This window comes from Paracoccus spongiarum (assembly GCF_030732095.1).
GTDB lineage: Bacteria > Pseudomonadota > Alphaproteobacteria > Rhodobacterales > Rhodobacteraceae > Paracoccus > Paracoccus spongiarum.
Map to the genome: position 1 here is coordinate 26161 of NZ_JAVAMQ010000003.1, position 17905 is coordinate 44065.

General features: G+C 65.7%; 21 protein-coding genes and 3 pseudogenes. 11 read left to right on the forward strand and 13 right to left on the reverse strand.

Annotated elements, in window-relative coordinates; translation table 11 throughout:
- Positions 1-30: 30 nt before the first annotated feature.
- Genes Q5Y72_RS03840 through Q5Y72_RS03855 form a run of 4 tightly spaced genes read right to left on the reverse strand, consistent with a single transcriptional unit; the run spans position 31 to position 2373 of the window.
- Positions 31-1086 carry an NAD(P)H-dependent flavin oxidoreductase gene (locus tag Q5Y72_RS03840; RefSeq protein ID WP_305962104.1) on the reverse strand — a complete coding sequence of 352 codons (1056 nt, stop codon included), beginning with the start codon at positions 1084-1086 and terminating at the stop codon, positions 31-33.
- On the reverse strand, positions 1083-1421 hold the full coding sequence (locus tag Q5Y72_RS03845) for a carboxymuconolactone decarboxylase family protein (protein ID WP_123130143.1): 339 nt from the start codon (positions 1419-1421) through the stop codon (positions 1083-1085). The genes Q5Y72_RS03840 and Q5Y72_RS03845 overlap by 4 nt, the downstream gene beginning before the upstream one ends.
- Positions 1414-1902, reverse strand: coding sequence for a hemerythrin domain-containing protein (locus Q5Y72_RS03850; RefSeq protein WP_305962105.1), 489 nt, complete (start codon positions 1900-1902; stop codon positions 1414-1416). The genes Q5Y72_RS03845 and Q5Y72_RS03850 overlap by 8 nt, the downstream gene beginning before the upstream one ends.
- Positions 1903-1917: 15 nt before the next feature.
- Positions 1918-2373 carry a group III truncated hemoglobin gene (locus Q5Y72_RS03855; protein WP_221175599.1) on the reverse strand — a complete coding sequence of 152 codons (456 nt, stop codon included), beginning with the start codon at positions 2371-2373 and terminating at the stop codon, positions 1918-1920.
- A gap of 87 nt (positions 2374-2460) precedes the next feature.
- On the opposite strand from Q5Y72_RS03855, the gene Q5Y72_RS03860 reads away from it, so the two are divergent.
- From Q5Y72_RS03860 to Q5Y72_RS03875, 4 genes are all read left to right on the forward strand, one after another.
- Entirely contained in the window at positions 2461-2877 is a 417-nt protein-coding gene (locus Q5Y72_RS03860) for an Rrf2 family transcriptional regulator (protein WP_305962106.1), read from the forward strand.
- A gap of 72 nt (positions 2878-2949) precedes the next feature.
- Positions 2950-3183: a hexameric tyrosine-coordinated heme protein gene (locus Q5Y72_RS03865; RefSeq protein WP_123130146.1), complete on the forward strand. Its 234-nt coding sequence runs from the start codon at positions 2950-2952 to the stop codon at positions 3181-3183.
- Positions 3180-3488, forward strand: coding sequence for a DUF6522 family protein (locus Q5Y72_RS03870; RefSeq protein ID WP_123130147.1), 309 nt, complete (start codon positions 3180-3182; stop codon positions 3486-3488). Before Q5Y72_RS03865 ends, Q5Y72_RS03870 begins: the two co-directional genes overlap by 4 nt.
- The gene (locus tag Q5Y72_RS03875) at positions 3485-3928 is read left to right on the forward strand and encodes a CBS domain-containing protein (protein WP_183588918.1); all 444 of its coding nucleotides are present in this window, start codon (positions 3485-3487) and stop codon (positions 3926-3928) included. Before Q5Y72_RS03870 ends, Q5Y72_RS03875 begins: the two co-directional genes overlap by 4 nt.
- Before the next feature lie 316 nt (positions 3929-4244).
- Here the strand turns inward: Q5Y72_RS03875 and Q5Y72_RS03885 are convergent.
- Positions 4245-4571: pseudogene (locus Q5Y72_RS03885) on the reverse strand (D-Ala-D-Ala carboxypeptidase family metallohydrolase); the annotation flags it as partial.
- 389 nt (positions 4572-4960) lie between these two features.
- On the opposite strand from Q5Y72_RS03885, the gene Q5Y72_RS03890 reads away from it, so the two are divergent.
- On the forward strand, positions 4961-6505 hold the full coding sequence (locus Q5Y72_RS03890) for a hypothetical protein (RefSeq protein WP_305962108.1): 1545 nt from the start codon (positions 4961-4963) through the stop codon (positions 6503-6505).
- Positions 6506-6557: 52 nt separating this feature from the next.
- Here the strand turns inward: Q5Y72_RS03890 and Q5Y72_RS03895 are convergent, their stop codons facing one another.
- Complete coding sequence (locus tag Q5Y72_RS03895; protein ID WP_305962109.1) at positions 6558-7178, reverse strand: hypothetical protein; 621 nt, start codon at positions 7176-7178, stop codon at positions 6558-6560.
- A 590-nt stretch (positions 7179-7768) separates the two neighbouring features.
- Between Q5Y72_RS03895 and Q5Y72_RS03900 the strand changes: the two genes are divergently transcribed.
- The 4 genes from Q5Y72_RS03900 to Q5Y72_RS03915 all read left to right on the forward strand — a co-directional run bounded on the left by Q5Y72_RS03900 (position 7769) and on the right by Q5Y72_RS03915 (position 12042).
- Entirely contained in the window at positions 7769-8668 is a 900-nt protein-coding gene (locus Q5Y72_RS03900; RefSeq protein ID WP_305962110.1) for a helix-turn-helix transcriptional regulator, read from the forward strand.
- 77 nt (positions 8669-8745) lie between these two features.
- Entirely contained in the window at positions 8746-10389 is a 1644-nt protein-coding gene (locus tag Q5Y72_RS03905; protein WP_305962111.1) for a flavin-containing monooxygenase, read from the forward strand.
- 67 nt (positions 10390-10456) lie between these two features.
- The gene (acmB, locus tag Q5Y72_RS03910) at positions 10457-11644 is read left to right on the forward strand and encodes a methyl acetate hydrolase AcmB (protein ID WP_305962112.1); all 1188 of its coding nucleotides are present in this window, start codon (positions 10457-10459) and stop codon (positions 11642-11644) included.
- A gap of 71 nt (positions 11645-11715) precedes the next feature.
- A complete protein-coding gene (locus Q5Y72_RS03915; RefSeq protein WP_305962113.1) occupies positions 11716-12042 on the forward strand; it encodes a DUF1330 domain-containing protein in 327 nt (108 codons plus the stop codon).
- 209 nt (positions 12043-12251) lie between these two features.
- On the opposite strand, the gene Q5Y72_RS03920 is transcribed toward Q5Y72_RS03915, so the two are convergent.
- The 3 genes and pseudogenes from Q5Y72_RS03920 to Q5Y72_RS03930 form a co-directional block, all read right to left on the reverse strand.
- Entirely contained in the window at positions 12252-12620 is a 369-nt protein-coding gene (locus Q5Y72_RS03920; RefSeq protein ID WP_371930764.1) for an IS66 family transposase, read from the reverse strand.
- Positions 12603-13079, reverse strand: a pseudogene (locus Q5Y72_RS03925) (phage tail protein); the annotation flags it as partial. The gene Q5Y72_RS03920 and the pseudogene Q5Y72_RS03925, both read right to left, overlap by 18 nt.
- Before the next feature lie 220 nt (positions 13080-13299).
- On the reverse strand, positions 13300-13719 hold the full coding sequence (locus Q5Y72_RS03930) for an acyl-CoA transferase (protein WP_305962114.1): 420 nt from the start codon (positions 13717-13719) through the stop codon (positions 13300-13302).
- A gap of 170 nt (positions 13720-13889) precedes the next feature.
- Here Q5Y72_RS03930 and Q5Y72_RS03935 point away from each other — a divergent pair, with 170 nt between their 5' ends.
- Positions 13890-14711: a chromate resistance protein ChrB domain-containing protein gene (locus Q5Y72_RS03935; RefSeq protein WP_305962115.1), complete on the forward strand. Its 822-nt coding sequence runs from the start codon at positions 13890-13892 to the stop codon at positions 14709-14711.
- Positions 14711-16078, forward strand: coding sequence for a chromate efflux transporter (chrA, locus tag Q5Y72_RS03940; protein WP_305962116.1), 1368 nt, complete (start codon positions 14711-14713; stop codon positions 16076-16078). Before Q5Y72_RS03935 ends, chrA begins: the two co-directional genes overlap by 1 nt.
- 23 nt (positions 16079-16101) lie before the next feature.
- Here chrA and Q5Y72_RS03945 read toward each other — a convergent pair whose 3' ends face one another.
- From Q5Y72_RS03945 to Q5Y72_RS03960, 4 genes and pseudogenes are all read right to left on the reverse strand, one after another.
- Positions 16102-16731 (reverse strand): DUF6441 family protein, encoded by a 630-nt coding sequence (locus tag Q5Y72_RS03945; RefSeq protein WP_305962117.1) that lies wholly within the window; start codon positions 16729-16731, stop codon positions 16102-16104.
- Complete coding sequence (locus Q5Y72_RS03950) at positions 16728-17039, reverse strand: head-tail joining protein (RefSeq protein ID WP_305962118.1); 312 nt, start codon at positions 17037-17039, stop codon at positions 16728-16730. The genes Q5Y72_RS03945 and Q5Y72_RS03950 overlap by 4 nt, the downstream gene beginning before the upstream one ends.
- Positions 17039-17376 (reverse strand): annotated as a pseudogene (locus Q5Y72_RS03955) (DUF2190 family protein). The gene Q5Y72_RS03950 and the pseudogene Q5Y72_RS03955 overlap by 1 nt, the downstream one beginning before the upstream one ends.
- Positions 17310-17759: a phage terminase small subunit P27 family gene (locus tag Q5Y72_RS03960; RefSeq protein WP_305962119.1), complete on the reverse strand. Its 450-nt coding sequence runs from the start codon at positions 17757-17759 to the stop codon at positions 17310-17312. Before Q5Y72_RS03960 ends, Q5Y72_RS03955 begins: the two are co-directional and overlap by 67 nt.
- Positions 17760-17905: the final 146 nt, after the last annotated feature.

Below are 17905 nucleotides of genomic sequence, written 5' to 3' on the forward strand. Positions count from 1 at the left end.
GGCGGAGAGGCGTAGCGGCCCTCGGACCCGTCATTCCCCGCCATGACGTGCCTCCTCGTGCCCGCAACCGTCGGACCGGAAGCGGCCCAGCAAGACTGTCGCCTCGTCCGCCATCAGGCGCAGGCGCTCGCCGGCGGGAACGACGTCCGTGATCCGCCCCACGCCCTGGCCTGCATAGAGCGCCATCGCCTCCAGATCCCCCGTCGTCGTGCGCAGGGGCGAATCCGTGCTGAACCGCAGGCGGGGAACGCCATCGTCCCAGGCGATGGGCTCCCGCGGCAGGGCGTCGGGGTCGTGACCCAGAAGGCGGTCGCCGAGCGCCTCCGTCACGGTATTGGCCAGAACGCGAACGGCCGCGCCGCGCGGCCAGTTCAAAACGAAGACATCGGTGAGAACCGTGTCCGCAGCATGGGCCGCCGCCAGTCGGCGCTTGTGCCTGTCATGGGCGAAGGATTCGGTGGTCGCCAGAAAGGCCGTGCCGCAATGCACGCCCACTGCCCCCATGGCGAGGGCGGCGGCGAGCCCCCGTCCATCGACGATCCCGCCGGAGACAACGACCGGCACCCGGGACCCGGACAGGATCTCCGCCGTCAGGGCGAAGGCGCCGATGCGCCCGTGGACGTGCCCGCCCGCCTCGACGCCCTGCGCGATCAACACGTCCGCACCCGCTGCCTCGGCATCGCGCGCCGCCTGCACCGTGCCGGCCTGGTGCAGGACGAGGCAGCCCGCCGCCTTCACGCGCTCCACAGCCGAGGGCACCACGTCCCAGAAGAACGAGAAGGCCCCGACGCCGAGGTCGAGACAGCAGGCGATCTGGGCGTCGAGCAGGTCCGGGTCGGTCGCCGCCGGGATCAGGTTGACCGCGAAGGACCGGTCGGTCGCCGCCCGCAGCGCCTGAACTTCGCGCGCGATCAGCTCGGGCGCCTCGCGCACCATGCCGAGCGTCGGATAGCCGCCAGCCTTGGCCACAGCCGCCGCCAACTCCCAGCGGGACACGCCGCCCATGCCGGCCAGCAGGATCGGCACGTCACAGCCCAGCAGATCGCAGAGCGGTGTGCGCAGCGCGGGATACAGGCCATCCGTCATGACGCGGGGTCGTCCTCCATCAGGTCCAGCGCCTTGATCGAATGGGCGAAGGCGGCGCCGGCCCGCATCTCGGCGGCGACCCAGATCGCCTCCATGATCTGCTCCGGCGTGGCACCCGCGCGCCGGGCCGCCCTGACATGGCCCTCGATGCACCAGGGGCATTGCGTGACATGGGCAACGGCCACGGCGATGATCTGCTTGGTGCGCGCATCGAGCGCGCCTTCGGCGAACACCGCCTTGGAGAAGGCGCGGAAGGCGTCGTCCGCCGCTGGCGCAAGGGCGTGCCGCCGCTCGGCATGGGCGCGCGTTGCCTGTGGAAAATGAAGATCAGGCATGAGCGGTGTTTCCAGGCTCGGACTGCGGAAACAGCACGTCGTTTTCCAGCCGCATGTGTTCCTCGAGATCGGTGATGAATTCGTTCAGCCTCGCATAGAGTGCCGTCCAGGTGCCGCAGGCGCCTTCGGGCAGTGTCAGTTCGCGGGTCAGACGGCGGATTTCGGCGACCTCTGCGGCGTGGTCGTCATGATCGGCCCGCATCACGGCGATCGGGTTCTCGATGCCGGGGCCGCCACCCCTGCGGATGGCGGGAAAGAGGATCAATTCCTCCTTCTTCATGTGGACCTCCATCTCGCCGATCATGCGGCGCAGGACGTCCGAGAGCCCATCGGGCACATGGTCGTCGCCGAAGTGCACTTCTTCGACCTTCGCGGCCATCGCGGCCAGCGGCGGCAACTGTTCGCGGTGTCGCGCGTGGTACCGCGTCTCGATGTAGCGGGTCAGTTCGGCGGCGTCGTGGATCGGGGCGGCATCGGACATCTGGGGATCCTTTCATCAGCTCAAGGCGGGAATGGCGTCGGGGGCAGCCTGTGCCTCCGTGACGGCGATGTGGAGCGAGCGGGCAATGCGTTCGGCCCGTTCGATGACATGCGCGGCGCCCGCGGGGGAGCAAACCTCCCGCGCGGTCTCGCGGAACAGTCCCAGCCAGCGTTCGAAATGGGCCCCGTGGATCGGCAGCGGCGTGTGCGCGGGCACCGGGCGGCCATGGTAGCGGCCGGTCATCAGCGCGACCGAGGACCAGAAGGCGACCATGCGCTCAAGGTGAGGGTCCCAGTCCGATATCCGCGCAGCAAAAATCGGGCCGAGCACCGCATCGCGGCGGACCTTGGCGTAGAAGGAATGGACGAGGTCGCGCAGGACGTCCTCGTCGAGGCCCGTTTCCGCCATGATGGCCGCCGTCATCTCCGGCCGGGCGGAGGCGATCTGTGCGGATGGTTCGGCGGTGGACATGACGGCCTCGCGGTTCGGGTCTTGCAAACAAGGCTAGACCTGCTAATAGGTATTGTAAATACCAATTCCTGCAGGGCACTCGCGGCGATGCGCCTCACCTCCTTCACCGACTACGGCCTGCGCATGCTGATGCGCATGGCGAGCGCGCCGGATCGCGCCTTTTCGACCGCCGATCTGGCCGACGAGTTCGGGCTGTCGCGCAACCATCTGGCCAAGATCATGCAGCGGCTTGCGCAGGCCGGGCTGATCGAAACCCGGCGCGGCGGTGGCGGCGGGGCGGCACTGGCCCGGCCTGCGTCGGAGATCCGGCTCGGCGCCGTTGTGCGCCTGCTTGAAGAGGGCCAGCCGCTCGTCGAATGCCTGAGCGGGGGTGGCGGCGCCTGCACGCTTGACGGCCGCTGTCGGCTCAAGGCGCGCATACGCTCGGCCGAGGCGGCCTTTCTCGCCGACCTCGATCGCGCGACGCTCGCCGATATCGCGCTCGAACCATTGAGGGGAGGCTGACAGACCATCAACCCGGCGGTTGCAACCGTCGGGCATCAGAAACAAGCAACCAAAAAACGGAAGGAATGCTCGATGACCACATGGCTCCCCACCTTGAAGACAGCGACACCGCAAGAAGGCTATGAACTGGCCGTCAAGATGGCCCGCGTCGCGATCAAGATGACCCAGCCGGACGCCGAGGTGCGCGACAAGCTGCGCCCGGTCTACGCCGAAAATGCCGACGCGCTGATCGCCTCGAGCCAGGTCGTGGCAACGCATTTCGCCACCGTGGCGGCGGCGAATGACTATTGGAGAGATGCGCCATGACACCGGTCGAACGCAACGCAGACGATTTTGTCATCGACGCGTCCCTGTTGGCGGACGCGTTCGGCCTGTCGCAGGAGGAGACCAGGGCGCGGATGCGCGCGGGGACCATCACCTCGCGCTGCGAGGCCGGGGTGGGCGAGGATGCCGGGCGCTGGCGTCTGACCTTTCACCACGGCGGCCGCGCCTGCCGGTTCATCGTGGATGCGGGCGGACACATCCTGACGCGGGCGACTTTTCCGGTCAGGACTGGCACGCAAAATCCGGGCGCACCCGGCACAGACATCGGACCGGGGGCAGGACCGTGATCCCCGCGACCCTTCTCGAAAGGGCCAGCCGCCGCCTTGTCACGGTCGATCGCTCGGCGCGACTGGTCGACGCCGCGCAGGCCTTCGACCGCCCGGAGACCCTGCTGATCATCGTCTGCGACGAGAGCGGCGTTCTTCGTGGTGTGGTCAGCCGCACGGACATCGTCGCTCGCATCAGCCATTGCACCGGCTGTTCCTGCACGGAATCCGTCCAAGCCGCGATGACCGCCGAAGTCGAGTCCTGCACACCCTCGGAGTCGCTCGATGACATCTGGGCCCGGATGAAGCGGACGGGGTTCATGCATTTGCCGGTGGTGGACGGCGCCGGGGGTCCCCTGGGCGTGCTTGCCGCACGCGATGTGCTCGTGGCCCTGCTCGCGGATCGCGAGCACGAAGAGACCCTGCTGATGGATTACGTCACTGGCATCGGATACCGGTGAGTCGGGCCGGAGTCGCGGCTCGGTCCCATGCGTCGGGTGAAGCCGCCGTCGCTGCCCTTGCGGAAGAGACGGGGCGTGCCATGGGCCTCGGGATTTTCGGTTCGCCCAGCTTCGTTGTGGACGGAGAGGTGTACTGGGTGGATGACCGCCTCGATGACGCGATCTCATGGGCGCGGGAGGGCCGGGTGCGTTGGGAGGATCAGAGGGGCGCCCGAGGTCGGCGTAGCCCTGCCCTTATCCTGCGCAATAGCCCCACCATCCCCAGCACCCACGCCGTCAGCGCCACATAAACCAGCACCTCGGGGATCGGGTCGAGGAAGCCGCGGAACCCGACCTCGCGTGCCGCGGCCTCGAAGGCCACCGGGTCGTGGTTCGCCATGGCGATGTCGAAGGCGGCGCCGTCCAGATGCTTCGACCGCGTGGCGCCGCCGACGGCGCGGTTGTGCTCGGGGCTGCGATAGGCCGAGCGGACGATCAGCGGCTTGCCCAGCCGGTCACGCAGCGCCTGCAGCTTATCGAGCGCGGGTTCGTTGTTCAGCAGCTTGCCGGTGCCCCGGCAGGCGATCTCGGCCGGGCTGAAGTTCGGCCAGCGCCAGGCGCTCTCCGGCACGTCGCGCCAATGGCGGTGGAAGGTCGTGGTCATGATGTCCTCCAGAGACGAAAAAAACCCGCCACATGGGCGGGTCGGGTGAGAAGTGGGAAGGCGGATGTATGTGACGTCGGACGGCTTTGACCGTCACGTCATCAACGACGCCAAAAGGGAGAGCCAGATTTCGTGCAGATCGCAGTGAACGACGGGAGGGAGCCCAGAGCTCCAACCGCAGCAGCCCAATTAAAAAGGTGATAATCGCGCATTTCTGCTTTCAGTCACCGATAGGACAGTCCTTTGCGGACCTTGGGGAAAGTCCCAAACGCTGTGATGTAGCTTCACCGGATCAGCCAGCTGCGATACGGTATGCCTGAGCCCGTAAATAAGACCACGTGGAGCGTGTAACTTTGGACAAAAAAAGCACAAAAAGGCCTTCGATACCAATGCGGGCGGCAAATGCGACCGGGCGTTCGGCGCTGTTTTTGGCTAAGGTCGCTGGGAAAGCTGGTTGGGCAATCGCCAAGCCCGTGGGGCGGCAGACAGGCAAACTCGCCGTAAAAGGGGGTAAAGCGGTCAAAGATCACGCGGCTGTTAAATTCGCGGAATTTGAACTTAGACATACCAAATATACGCCGGAGAACTTCTTTGAAAAAGGGGCGATCTCGCTGGAAGATCTCGTCGATGCGCTGTTGATTGAAAAACGCGGCACGTCGGCAAGGATTGTTACAGCGCTTTCTGGTAAATTGGCTGCGGCAGGCACGACAGTAAGTCTATTTTCCATCGCATCCATTCTCGGAACGGCCAGTACGGGAACGGCCATCTCTTCACTTTCAGGCGCGGCTTTCAATAGTGCCGCGTTGGCCTGGATTGGTGGAAGCGTTGTAACTGGCGGATGGATCGTCTTGGGCGTAGCCGCCGCTGGAGGAGCAGTAGCATATTTCGGGTCTCGCAAGCTTGTTGGGAAATGGACCGGTAAAAGGCGCAAGAAGAAGTCCTTGGACCCGCAAGAAATGCGGTTTGTCGAAACATGTTTGATGTTGGCAACGGCTTTTCGTGAACGGGCCAATCAAAACGCCGTTTTGGACCCTCTCACTGCTGAAACCCTGCATCAGAACTTAAAACATGACCTCCTCGAACAGTTGGATGTCTGCATCGCCAAAGTCAGCGACTGGCCAGAACTTCCGTTGATGCGGCTTGAAGATCGCAAGGTAGATCTGGTCGAATTGTTCGACTCCCTACCAACGGCTCACGTTCACAAGCCGTCAGTCGGAAGAAAACCCACAGCCGCTGCCCCTGTCGTTACAGGCGTCGTATCCGCCACGATATTGAAATTGATGTCGGACACTTTGCCTTCGTTTACGGAAGATGAGGAACTGGTTCTTCAGGCGCTACGTCGGTCGAACAACAGCCTTGCAGATGCCAGTGAACTTGAACTGTCAGAATACGTGCAATCGCTATCCGTTGAGCAAATTGCCGGGCTCAAAAATAATGTCAAGGGAATCTACCACGAGCTCGCGTTTGAGCGGCAAGAGAATCTGGATGGCGACGAATACATCGTCGAGCTTTTTGGTGACACGAACCACGCTGGCGCAGATGTCCGGATTATCAATGTTGAGACCGGCGATGTTGCCGAGGTTCAACTCAAGGCGACAAATTACGCGTCTTATGTACGTGAACACAACGAAAAATACGAAAACATCGACGTGCTCGTGACCAGTGAGGTCGCTGGCTCTTCGCTAGATTGGGCTTCGTCTGGGTTCAGCAATGCCAGCCTTACAGCTGATACGTCCGAGGTTTTTTCCGAGCTCGGGCACGGGGCCGACGCGGACATTGTTAACAGTATGGGCGTCGCTGCGATGGTGACACTCGCGGCGAATGCAAAGTCCATGCTGAAGGGGGAAGCCCTTTCAACAGAAGCGAAACAAAAGATCATTCAGGACGGAGTGGTGGCGGCAAGCGTTGCTGGATTGGTGCAGCTCATAATCTAGTTGTTCCATCCCTTCCGATCGAGCTTGGCGTCGCTACACTGTGTGCGGGTTGTCATTCCTTCCCGCCGCGCTGGAACGCTTCGAACATCAGGGCGCGCATTGCGCGGATGTCGGCTTCGATTCGGGCCAGCCGTTCGGCATCGGTCTTGCGGTCCTCGGCGCGCTGGCGCTCGACGCGGGCGCGTTCGGCCAGCAGCTCACGGTCGAGCCGGGCGAGCATGGCGTCGTTGGTGAAGGCTTTGCGAGCAACGGAGGCCAGCAAGGCGGTGGTGCCGCCGATCAGGGCTGTGATAGCCGCAGTCAGGCCATGGTCTCGAAAGGCCGCGCCGACCTCCTGCGCGAGGGAGTTACGGTCTGTCATGTTGATATCTTTCGGTGATCTGGAGGGATGCGTCAGCCGACCTTGCAGCCCCAAAGGGACGTTTGGTCGGCCGCGAAATACCCATCCTGAGCGCGGAAATACCCTTGCAGCTCGACGGTATCGCCCGCCGTCAGCGGCACCATGGTCTGCAGCCAGATGGCGGTGGCGAGAGACATGGGTGGCGGAGATTTCGCCGAAGGAGCCCCGGATTTCGGTCGCGCCGTTCAGGACCAGCCGTCCGCGCATGCGCGCCGTGGCGCTTGCGTTGATCTTGTAGAGCAGCGTCGCGCCGAAGAGGTAGGTGCCGTCCACCGGCGCCACGAAGTGGTTGTTCGCGGCGTCGAACGCGCCCTGATCGTTGGTGTCGGTGTTGTTCAGGCCGATCTTCGTCCATGTGCCGACACCGACGTAGTTGTCGTAATTGGTGTACGCCTTGAAGCGCGGCAGCCGAGGCTGGTCGACGATGCCGGTGGCGTTGTCGACGCTGAGCCATAATCAGAAACTGGTGCTTGCTCATTGGGCAGCATCGCAGGTGTATCTTACCAGCACTCGTGTCGCGAGCCCCACGCGTTCACAGTATGCTTTCCCGGATGCATCATCAGCGAGGCTCCTGCTGCTACCAGACCTCTTGAGAGTGAGGATGTGCGGCTTCAGATCCTTCATGGCTCATCCGACGAAAGAAATGTTGCGCCGCGAAGCCCTCTCGTGAGAGGCTGACGCAGCGATCCTTTAGCGAGAGGCGTCCAGCACACCAAGTCTTGCCAGGAGGTTTCCATGCGGCTGTCAGGCCTGTTTGAACGTGATTGTCGCTTGTGTCGTGCCGGGGCGATGCCGTGACCGCTAGGCCTATTCCTGTCGCGCGCGATGCCCAGCTGATTACGCCTGAGGAGCTTCCGCTCTGGGTGCCGGGCGACATCCTGACCGACAGTGGCGATCTGCGCTGGAAGGGCATCGGCCAGCGCACCTACCGCTATCGCGGCCTCGACGTCGCGATCCCTCCGATGGATCACTACATGATCGTCCATTACCTGCAAGGGGTTACCCCGATGGATCGGCAGGTCGGCGGGCGCTGGTCGCGGGCGGAATGCCAGCCCGGCATCTTCTCGCTGCTGAGCCTTGCGACCGATTCCCACTGGCATTGGACACGGCCGCTTGACGTCTCGCACGTCTATCTGCCCGGCGAGGTTCTTGCGAAGGTCGCCGGCGACATGCAGGGCCGCGACGTGGCCGAGGTGACGCTTCATGACGTCCTACACGGCAGCGACTCCACGCTCACCGCCATTGCCTCGGAGGTTCTCCGAGAGGTCCGGCGCGGCGGCGATGGCAGCCCGCTTTATGCCGAGGCGGTGTCGATCCAGTTGGCGGTTCACCTGCTGCGCAACTATGCCACCTGCCAGTTCCGCGAGAAGGCGCCCCGTCAGCTGACCCCGGCTCAGCGCCGCCTGCTCGACGACTATATCGACGCCAACCTGGAAGGCAGGCTGACGACCGAGGGCGTGGCGGCGGCCCTCGGCGTGGGTGTCTGGACGCTGAACCGCCTGCTGCGCAGCACGCTCGGCTGCTCGGCCCATGGCCTCATCACCGCCCGAAGGGTGGAGCGGGCGCGTAGGCTCATGTCCGACCGCTCGCTCTTGCTGAAGCAGATCGCCGCAGCGGCGGGCTTCTCGGATCAGGCGCACATGACGCGCGTCTTCCGGTCGCATCTCGGCGCGACACCGGGGCAGGTGCGGGTCGGCACCGATCACCGGATCGTTCAAGAGAGTGTTTCATTCGTTCAAGACCGACAGGAGCGCCGTTCATAGTCTTTCGATAACCCGGGGCAGGTGCTGCCCCTGGTCGAGGGTCCGGGGAGGGACCCTGTTCAGGAGGAGGAAAGGAAATGGCTCTGGATTCTCATATCTTGCCGCAGGCCGAGGCATCGACGGGCCAGCAGGTGCTGGACGCGTTGATCATCGGGGCCGGAGTGGCGGGGCTTTACCAGTTGCACCAGTTGCGCCAGCTGGGCCTGAAGGTGCGGGCCTTCGACACGGCCAGCGACGTGGGCGGCACCTGGTACTGGAACCGCTATCCGGGCGCCAAGTTCGACTCGGAAGCCTATATCTACCAGTATCTGTTCTCGGAGGATCTCTACAAGAACTGGTCCTGGAGCTCGCGCTTTCCCGAGCAGCCCGAGATCGAGCGCTGGCTGGGCTATATCGCCGACAGCCTGGACCTGCGGCGCGACATCAGCTTCTCGACCACGATCACCAGCGCCGTCTTCGACGAGGACCGGAACCGCTGGACCGTCACCACCGACAAGGGCGAGGTCTATGACACCCAGTTCCTTGTGACCTGCGGCGGGATGCTGTCGGCGCCCATGGCGGACGTGTTCCCCGGTCAGGATGACTTCAAGGGCCAGATCGTCCACACCTCGCGCTGGCCCAAGGAGGACATCGACCTTGCGGGCAAGCGGGTCGGCGTGGTCGGCATCGGCGCCACCGGCATCCAGGTGATCCAGACCATCGCCGACAAGGTTGCCGAGCTTAAGGTCTTCGTGCGGACGCCGCAGTATGTGCTGCCGATGAAGAACCCCTCGTACGGCCCCGAGGAGGTCGCCGCCTACAAGGCGCGGTTCGAGGAACTGCGCCAGACGCTGCCAAACACCTTCACCGGCTTCGAACACGACTTCGAGAAGCAATGGAAGGACCTGACCCCCGAGGAACGCCGCGCCCATCTTGAGGACTGCCACGAGAACGGTTCGCTCAAGCTGTGGCTGGGGTCCTTCGGCGAGATGTTCTTCGACCCCGAGGTAAGCGAGCAGGTGTCCGAGTTCGTGCGCGAGAAGATGCGCGCCCGGCTGAAGGACCGAAAGCTGTGCGAGCTGCTGATCCCGACCGATTACGGCTTCGGCACCCATCGCGTGCCGCTGGAGATGAACTGCCTGGAGGTCTACCTGCGCCCGAATGTCGAGGCCGTGCCGGTCAGGGACAACCCCATCGCCCGCATCACGCCTGAGGGGATCGAGCTGGCGGATGGCACCCGCTACGACCTCGATGTCATCATCCTCGCGACCGGCTTCGACGCCGGGACAGGCGCCCTGACGCGGATCGACATCCGGGGCCGCGGCGAGCGTTCGCTGCGCGAGGACTGGGGCCGCGACATCCGCACCACCATGGGGCTGATGGTGCATGGCTATCCGAACATGTTCACGACGGCGGTGCCGCTCGCGCCCTCTGCTGCACTTTGCAACATGACAACCTGTCTGCAGCAGCAGACGGAATGGATCACCGACACGATCCGCACCATGCGGGAACAGGGCAAGACGGTGATCGAGCCGACGGCGGAAGGTGAGGAAGCCTGGGTCCGGCACCATGACGAGACGGCCAGCGCGAACCTGATCTCGAAGACCAATTCCTGGTACCTGGGATCGAACGTGCCGGGCAAGCCGCGCCGCGTGCTGTCCTATACCGGCGGCGTCGGCACCTATCGCCGCAAATGCGCCGAGGAGGCTGCGGCCGGCTATCCTAGCTTCACGATGGCATGAACAGGACCGCGCCGGCGCGGGGAGGCGCCGGCGCGGTCGCACAACGGGAACCGCAAGGGAGGACAGGATGAACGAGGATTTCAGGACCGCCGCCGACCGCGTGCTGAACGGCGTCGTCACCAGCGAGCCGAGGGTGCCGGGGGTCGTCGCGATGGCGACAGACCGGCAGGGCAATTTCTACGAAGGCGCGGCGGGGCAGCGCAGGCTTGACCGCGACGAGCCGATGACGGTGGACAGCGTCTTCGCGCTGTTCTCGACCACCAAGGCGATCACCGCCACGGCTGCGCTGCAACTGGTCGAGGAAGGCAGGCTGGATCTCGACGCCCCGGCCGAAACCTATGCGCCCGATATCGGCACGTTGCAGGTGATCGAGGGCTTCGACGCGCAGGGCGAGCCGATCCTGCGGGCGCCGAAACGCAAGGTCACCACGCGGCAGCTTCTGACCCATACCGGGGGCTTCGGCTACGACTTCTTCAGCGAGACCTACAACCGGCTCGCGCAGGACAAGGGCCAGCCGAGCGTGATCACCGCCTCGCGGGCGGCCATCATGACGCCCCTGCAATTCGACCCCGGCGAGCGTTGGGAATACGGCAGCAACATCGACTGGGTCGGCCAGGTGGTCGAGGGCATCACCGGCAAGCGCCTGGGCGAGGTCTTCCAGTCCCGCATCTTCGAGCCGCTTGGCATCACCGACATGACCTTCGAACTGAACGACCGCCTGCGTGCCCGGCTGGCCGGAATGCATACGCGCAATGCCGACGGTAGCTTGACGGCGACCGACTTCGAACTGCCCGACAAGCCCGAGATCCACATGGGCGGGCATGGCCTTTACGGAACCGTCGGGGACTACATGCGCTTCATCCGCATGTGGCTGAACGACGGACGCGGCGAGAACGGGCAGGTGCTGAAGCCCGAGACGGTCGCCATGGCCGAACGCAACCACCTTGGCGATGCGAAGGTCACCATGCTGCCAGGCGTTATCCCGTCCCTGTCGAACGACGCCGAGTTCTTCCCGGGCCTCTCCAAGTCCTGGTCACTGCCTTTCATGGTCAACGACGAGCCCGCACCGACCGGCCGTCCGGCGGGCGCGCTGGGCTGGGCAGGCTTGGCCAACCTGTTCTACTGGATCGACCGGCGGAATGGCGTCGGCGGCTTCTGGGCCACCCAGATCCTGCCCTTCGGCGACCCGGTATCCTTCACCGGCTACATCGACTTCGAGACGGCCTGGTACCGGTCGCAGAGGCTGGCGGCATGACCACAGGGCAGGGCTGCGGCCCTGCCCACTGCAGGACGATCTTTCAACAACAGCGAAAAAGGAAAGTACCGATGCCATGCTATGTGATCGCCGAGGTGAAGGTCACCGATGACAGCTGGGTTCCCGACTACGCCGCCAAGGTGCACGACATCGCGGCCCGCCACGGTGGCCGCTACCTGTCGCGCAGCGGCAGGATCGAGGCGCTGGAGGGCGAAGCCCCGGATGCCTCACTGATCGCGCTGATCCAGTTCCCCACGCGCGAGGCGGCGTTCCAGTTCGCTAACGACCCGGATTATGCGCCCTTCGTCGAGGCACGAAAGGCCGGCAGCGTCAGCAACCTCTACCTGATCGACGACACCGACTTGGCAGGATCGATCCCTTACCTGGGCAAGGGCTAAGCGCCACACTTGGGGTGCTTCCGATGATCCGCGGTCCCGGCGCAAGAGCCTTTGAGCTGCTACCCGAGTCCGGTCTACCCGGCTTGTCTTCTCCGAGGGTCTACTCGGTCCGTGTATGCCATGAGGATCAAGCAGGCTTGAACCTGTCGTTTATGTAGTAAGCGCCTCGCCGATCCCTATGCAGCGAGGCTTGACCCCTGATCGAAGCTTCAAGGCATGAGGTCCTCGAACCGGCGCCCCGGACGGCCGTCGAGGACCGCTCGCAGGGTCAGCGCGATGTAGTCGAACGGGTTCACGTCGCTCATTTCACAGGTGGCGATCAGGGAGGCGAGCATCCTCCAGTTCTCGGCCCCTACCTCGTGGCCGGCGAAGAGGGCGTTCTTCCGTGTCAGCGCGATCGGGCGGATCTGGTTCTCGACCGGGTTGGTGTCGGGCTCGAGCCGTCCGTCCTCGAGGAAGCGCGTCAGCCCCGGCCAGATGCCGAGCGTATATCGGATGTCTTCTGCCAGCTTTGACGACCGCGGAATGCGCGAGAGTTGCGCCTCGAGCCAGGGCCGGAAGGTGCCAAACGTGGTCAGTAAATCGAAGCCATCGGTCGAGGGGCTGCGAAACACCGCCATCTCGCCCGGCCAGGGAACCGCGTGCGCGGCAACCAGTGGCCGATGCGCCGGCTGGTCCTCGGTCAGCTGCGGCAGGTCCATCAGCACCGCATCCGGCGCGCCGAACACCACGGCGCGCGTCAGCGACGCCGCGCGGGGATCGCCGGGCGGCAGGTCGTAGGTCGCGCGGTCCTGGCGGACCGCCTCGATGCCGCGCGCCTCTGCGTCGGCGATGGAGACGAGCCGCAGATCGACCAGCCTCCCGTCATGCGCGAGCCGGATCGCGTCGGCCGGATCCAGCGCGAGCCGCGAGGGCGGCAAACGGAACGCCGCCGTCTCGCGGCCCACCCACGCCTCCATCAGCGCGCGGCGGCAGCGCCGCTCGGCTTCCTCGGGCGGGACCGCCATCGGGAAGGACTCGGACGCGATGCGCGTCGTGAAGCCGCTGGCGGGCGGCGTTCCATAGGTCGTTTCGAACGCAAGCGCCATCAGCGCCCGCGCCCCCTGGGCTCGTGCCATTGTGTTCTCCTCGGGTTGTCGGGATCAGCCGAGCGGATCGGCCGTGGAATAGTGCAGCACCACCGGGAGTGAGGCGGATCAGACGACAGTCCAGTGGACTGTCGTCCCGCCGAACGCGGCCTACAGGCTGGCCGCAGGTTCACCCAAGCGGGTCGTCAGCTGAATAATGCAAGACGACCGGAATGACCGCCGCCTTGAGGCTGGCCGCGCCCTCGACCGGCAGATCGACGGGCCGTGGCGCTTCCGCCTCGACCCAGTCGCAGAGCCCGCCCAAAGTGCGGTCGTCGGCAAGTGCTGCGCCGATGCTCGCGGTCAGCGTGTCGAAGGCGGCGTCACGGTCGGCGCCCTGCACGACGGCCTCGATCTCGGCCCGGTGCTGGTAGTGGTAGCGCAGCGGCGAGAGCGTCACCTCCGGCTCGCCTGGCTCGCCGTCGCGCAGGATCAGCAGGCCCTCGGCCGGCACGCGCTCGGGCAGCACCTCGCCGCGCAGGGCGGTGGCAGGCAGCGCCGAGAGCCGCGCGTGCAGCGCGGCGAGGGTGGTTTCGCGGGGGGTGGGCATGGAGGGTCTCTTCGATGTCCGAAGCGCCCGAACATGGGCAGCTTGACCTTTGCAATTCTTGACAGTTTCAGAGCACTTCCGGTAACTGGACCCATGGGGATTGCGAGCTCCCCACGAGGCGCCAGCTGAAGATCGCGTTCCTGTTCAACCCCGGCGACGGAGGAACGCACATGCCTGCGCCCAATGCCATTTCGTTCGACAAGCTCACCCGCATCATCGGAACCCCCCGCGCACCGCTTTTGCTCGACGTGCGGTCCGAGGAAGATTTCGCCGCCGATCCACGATTGCTCCCAGGTTCTGTCCGGATCGACGACCAGGCGCTCGCCGCCCTCGCGCCACAGCTCGGCGGCCAGCCTTCGATCGCCGTTTGTCAGGCCGGTCACCGGCGCAGTCAGGGCACTGCCGCCTTGCTTCGCGCCGAAGGTTGCCCGTCCGAGTATCTCGAGGGCGGGTTCGAGGCATGGCGCTCCGCCGGCCTGCCGCTGATCGATCCGGTGAAGCTGCCCGCGCGCGACGCGCAGGGCCGCACCATCTGGGTCACCCGCTCGCGCCCCAAGATCGACCGCATCGCGTGTCCCTGGCTGATCCGGCGCTTTCTCGATCCCCGGGCGATCATCCTGTTCGTGGCGCCCGCCGAGGTGATCGGCGTCGCCGAACGCTACAACGCATCGCCCTTCGACATCGAAGGCGTGTTCTGGAGCCACCGGGACGACCTCTGCACCTTCGACGTGATGCTGGCCGAGTTCGGCCTGAGCATTCCCGCCCTCGACCGGCTCGCCACAATCGTGCGCGGCGCCGATACGGCCCGGCTCGACCTCGCACCCGAGGCCGCCGGTCTGCTTGCGGCTTCGCTCGGCCTGTCGCGGATGTATTCCGACGATCTGGAGCAGCTGGAGGCCGGGATGCTGCTTTACGACGCCTTCTTTCGTTGGGCGCGGGACGCCACCGACGAGACCCACAACTGGCCCACCAACAAGCCGAAGGCAGACTGATGCAGGACCGCGCATACCCCACGCTGGCCGCGGCCACCCGCATCTGGGCCCGCATCGGCCTGTTGAGCTTCGGCGGTCCGGCCGGACAGATCGCGCTCATGCACCGGATCCTCGTCGAGGAGCAGCGCTGGCTGGGCGAGAAACGGTTCCTCCATGCGCTCAACTACTGCATGCTCCTGCCGGGGCCGGAGGCAATGCAGCTCGCCGTCTATATCGGCTGGCTGATGCACCGCACGCTCGGCGGCATCATCGCGGGCGTCCTGTTCGTGCTGCCCGGCGTCGTGGCGATCATGGCGCTCAGCTGGATCTATGCCCTCTACGGCAATGTCGGCCCGGTCGAGGCACTGTTCTTCGGGCTCAAGGCGGCGGTGCTGGCCATCGTGGTGCAGGCGGTGATCCGCATCGGATCGCGCGCGCTTAAAAACGGGGCGATGGTCGCCATCGCCGCCGCCTCCTTCATGGCGATCTTCGGCTTCGCCATTCCGTTTCCGCTCATCATCCTCGTTGCTGGCCTGATCGGGTTCTTCGGCGCGCGTGCGGGCCTGCCCGCATTCCATGGCGGCGACGGACACGGCAAGGTCGGCAAGGTCCAGGTCGACGACGCCGATACGCTGCTGGGCGAGGAATCGCCTGATCACACGCAGGTCAACCGGGGTTGGGCGTTTCGCATCTCTGGGGTGTTCCTCGCGCTCTGGCTGGCGCCGGTTGGACTGTTGTTCGCGGTACTTGGGCCAGAGAACGTGTTTTCGCAGATCGCGGGCTTCTTCAGCGTCATGGCCGTGGTGACCTTCGGCGGCGCGTATGCGGTGCTGGCCTATGTCGCACAGGAGGCGGTGCAGAACTACGGCTGGCTTGCTCCCGGTGAGATGCTGGACGGGCTCGGGATGGCGGAGACCACGCCCGGCCCGCTGATCATGGTGACGCAATTCGTGGGCTTCATGGGTGCTTTCCGCGAGGCGAGCGGCCTGTCGCCCCTGATGGCGGCAACGCTCGGCGGGCTGCTGACGACGTGGGTGACCTTCGTTCCCTGCTTCCTGTGGATCTTCCTCGGCGCGCCCTTCATCGAGCGTCTGCGCGACAACGCAGTGCTGACCGCCGCCCTGACCGCCATCACCGCGGCCGTGGTGGGCGTCATCCTGAACCTTGCCGTCTGGTTCGGTCTGCATGTCGTCTTCGACGAGGTGCGGACCGTTACAGCGTACGGCCTCGATCTGGATGTGCCCGTCTGGTCGACGGTGAACCTCGCGGCTGCGGCACTGGTGCTTGCCGCGCTTGTGGCGGTGTTCCGCTTCAGGCTGGGCGCCGTGACGGTCCTTGCGGGCTGTGCGCTGGCCGGTGTCGCGCTGGCGTCTGTGGGCTTGACATGAAGCCGATCTTGTCATGGCGCGGATCAAATCTTCGCCTCCACCCAATTCGCCACGATCAGCCCCGGCACGCTGTCCAATGCCCGATCTGCATCCCGCGCGAGGTCCAGCCGCTTCGGCAGCTTGACCTGCGGCACCAGCAGGAAGATCGGCGCGGTGACGACGCCCCGGCCGGTCTTCGACCGCGAGGCCACCGCGCGTCCTTTCGTGTTCAGCCGTCCCTCGGTCACGAGCAGGCTCGGTCCGGTGCGGCGATAGACGAACCGTAGCCGCAATCCGCGGCGTTGTTCCCATTCGCCGGGCGTGATCCTTCCGCCGCGCAGGGATTTGCCCGCCGCAGGCAGCGGGATCGCCAGCCAGAACCCGTTCTTCGAACGGATTAGCGGCCCCGTGTCATGGGCGCCCACGATGACCGGGGCCTTCGACCAGACCAGTGCCGCCGCGTCCAGGCTCTCGCCCGACCTCGGGAAGTTCTGGCTCCGGATCGAGTTGGCGAGCCGTGTGCCGAGCCCTGCGCCGGTGATCTGCAACCGCCACGCCGCTTTCAACCCGGTCCCGGCCTCGCGCATCGCGGCCGTCACCGCGCGTTCGCCCGCTGCGACCTCGGCCGCCATCATCGCGACGATGTCGGGATCGATGTCGAGCTTCAGTTTCACGCGGGCCTCAGATCGACGGTCCAGACCAGCCGCTCGCGGTCGCGGGCGGGTTCGCCCTGAATGAGGAAGGCGTCGCCCTCGATCTCGATGCGGTCGCCGGGACGCGGGTTCGCCACCTCGGCCACGCGCAGGTCGATCCGGGTGGTTTCGGACCAGAGCCGCGCGTCGCCGAAGTCGGTGACCGCATCGGCACGCCGGGCGACGACGCGCACCAGCACGGGCGCGCCGCCGTCGGCGATATAGACCGCGTCCCGGCCGATGTTCGGATCGGCGAAGAGCGCGCCGACGGCGGCGGCGAAGGCGCTCATCAGAACGCCGCGTTCAGGCGCACCCGGCCGACGGTGTCGCCCGCGCCGCTCGCCACCGCCTCGACTGCCACGCCGATCAGGGTGTTGTCGGTCGCGACCGTGGTGCAGCGCTTGTTGGTGTCGTCCCAATAGACCTTGGCGCCGACCGTCCAGGCCTGGGAGCCGACCTTGGTGATGTCGAAGACGCCGACGAGCGCGTCTCGACGGGTTCGCCGAGGGCAGCCCCTCCCGCCTCAGCTCCGGCTGCGGCTTGGGGGATTGCCACCCCGCCTAGAAGTCCCACTCCCAGGGCGTCGTGTCGGTCGGGACCTGGATGGCGAGGCGTGCGCGAGCGGATGGCGAAAGGCCAAGCTCGGCCATCAGCCGGGTCATCAGCTCGACCTGCTTGTTGGCAATGCCCATCCAGGGGCTGACCTGAAGATAGCCCGCCGGGGTCTTGAGGATCGCAGGCGTCTCGGCCAGCTTGCGTTCGGCCTCGACCCAGCGGCCATAGCTCTGGCAATAGGCGGCCATCACCGCGCGGTCGATCCGGGTCAGCAGGCCGATGCCGTTCAGCACCCCCGCCAGGCGCTTCCATTCGGCCTTGGCCGTCGGCGACAGATGGGCGGGGCAGGTCGGGGCGCCGGACGGCGGCTTCGGTTCCTGCCCGCTGATCGGACGCTTGCCGGGATTGCCCTCGAGCAGCTTCAGCGCTGTCGGCTTCGGCTTGCGGCCTCTCATCTCAGCGGGCCCGTGTCGATGCGGCCTGTTGCGACCGGCGGGCGGCACGCGCGCGGCCCCTCACGCCCGCACCCCCCGAGTTGGTCGACCAATGCGCGGCATATCCGGCGCACCCAAGGCCGGAAATCCCGGCAATCCGACGCAAT

Excerpts from the sequence above, each read along its gene's own strand:
- Q5Y72_RS03840 (WP_305962104.1), bottom strand. The coding sequence starts at position 1,086 with ATGACGGATGGCCTGTATCCCGCGCTGCGCACACCGCTCTGCGATCTG.
- Q5Y72_RS03845 (WP_123130143.1), bottom strand. The coding sequence starts at position 1,421 with ATGCCTGATCTTCATTTTCCACAGGCAACGCGCGCCCATGCCGAGCGG.
- Q5Y72_RS03850 (WP_305962105.1), bottom strand. The coding sequence starts at position 1,902 with ATGTCCGATGCCGCCCCGATCCACGACGCCGCCGAACTGACCCGCTAC.
- Q5Y72_RS03855 (WP_221175599.1), bottom strand. The coding sequence starts at position 2,373 with ATGTCCACCGCCGAACCATCCGCACAGATCGCCTCCGCCCGGCCGGAG.
- Q5Y72_RS03860 (WP_305962106.1), top strand. The coding sequence starts at position 2,461 with ATGCGCCTCACCTCCTTCACCGACTACGGCCTGCGCATGCTGATGCGC.
- Q5Y72_RS03865 (WP_123130146.1), top strand. The coding sequence starts at position 2,950 with ATGACCACATGGCTCCCCACCTTGAAGACAGCGACACCGCAAGAAGGC.
- Q5Y72_RS03870 (WP_123130147.1), top strand. The coding sequence starts at position 3,180 with ATGACACCGGTCGAACGCAACGCAGACGATTTTGTCATCGACGCGTCC.
- Q5Y72_RS03890 (WP_305962108.1), top strand. The coding sequence starts at position 4,961 with ATGCGGGCGGCAAATGCGACCGGGCGTTCGGCGCTGTTTTTGGCTAAG.
- Q5Y72_RS03905 (WP_305962111.1), top strand. The coding sequence starts at position 8,746 with ATGGCTCTGGATTCTCATATCTTGCCGCAGGCCGAGGCATCGACGGGC.
- acmB (WP_305962112.1), top strand. The coding sequence starts at position 10,457 with ATGAACGAGGATTTCAGGACCGCCGCCGACCGCGTGCTGAACGGCGTC.
- Q5Y72_RS03915 (WP_305962113.1), top strand. The coding sequence starts at position 11,716 with ATGCCATGCTATGTGATCGCCGAGGTGAAGGTCACCGATGACAGCTGG.
- Q5Y72_RS03930 (WP_305962114.1), bottom strand. The coding sequence starts at position 13,719 with ATGCCCACCCCCCGCGAAACCACCCTCGCCGCGCTGCACGCGCGGCTC.
- Q5Y72_RS03935 (WP_305962115.1), top strand. The coding sequence starts at position 13,890 with ATGCCTGCGCCCAATGCCATTTCGTTCGACAAGCTCACCCGCATCATC.
- chrA (WP_305962116.1), top strand. The coding sequence starts at position 14,711 with ATGCAGGACCGCGCATACCCCACGCTGGCCGCGGCCACCCGCATCTGG.
- Q5Y72_RS03950 (WP_305962118.1), bottom strand. The coding sequence starts at position 17,039 with ATGAGCGCCTTCGCCGCCGCCGTCGGCGCGCTCTTCGCCGATCCGAAC.
- Q5Y72_RS03960 (WP_305962119.1), bottom strand. The coding sequence starts at position 17,759 with ATGAGAGGCCGCAAGCCGAAGCCGACAGCGCTGAAGCTGCTCGAGGGC.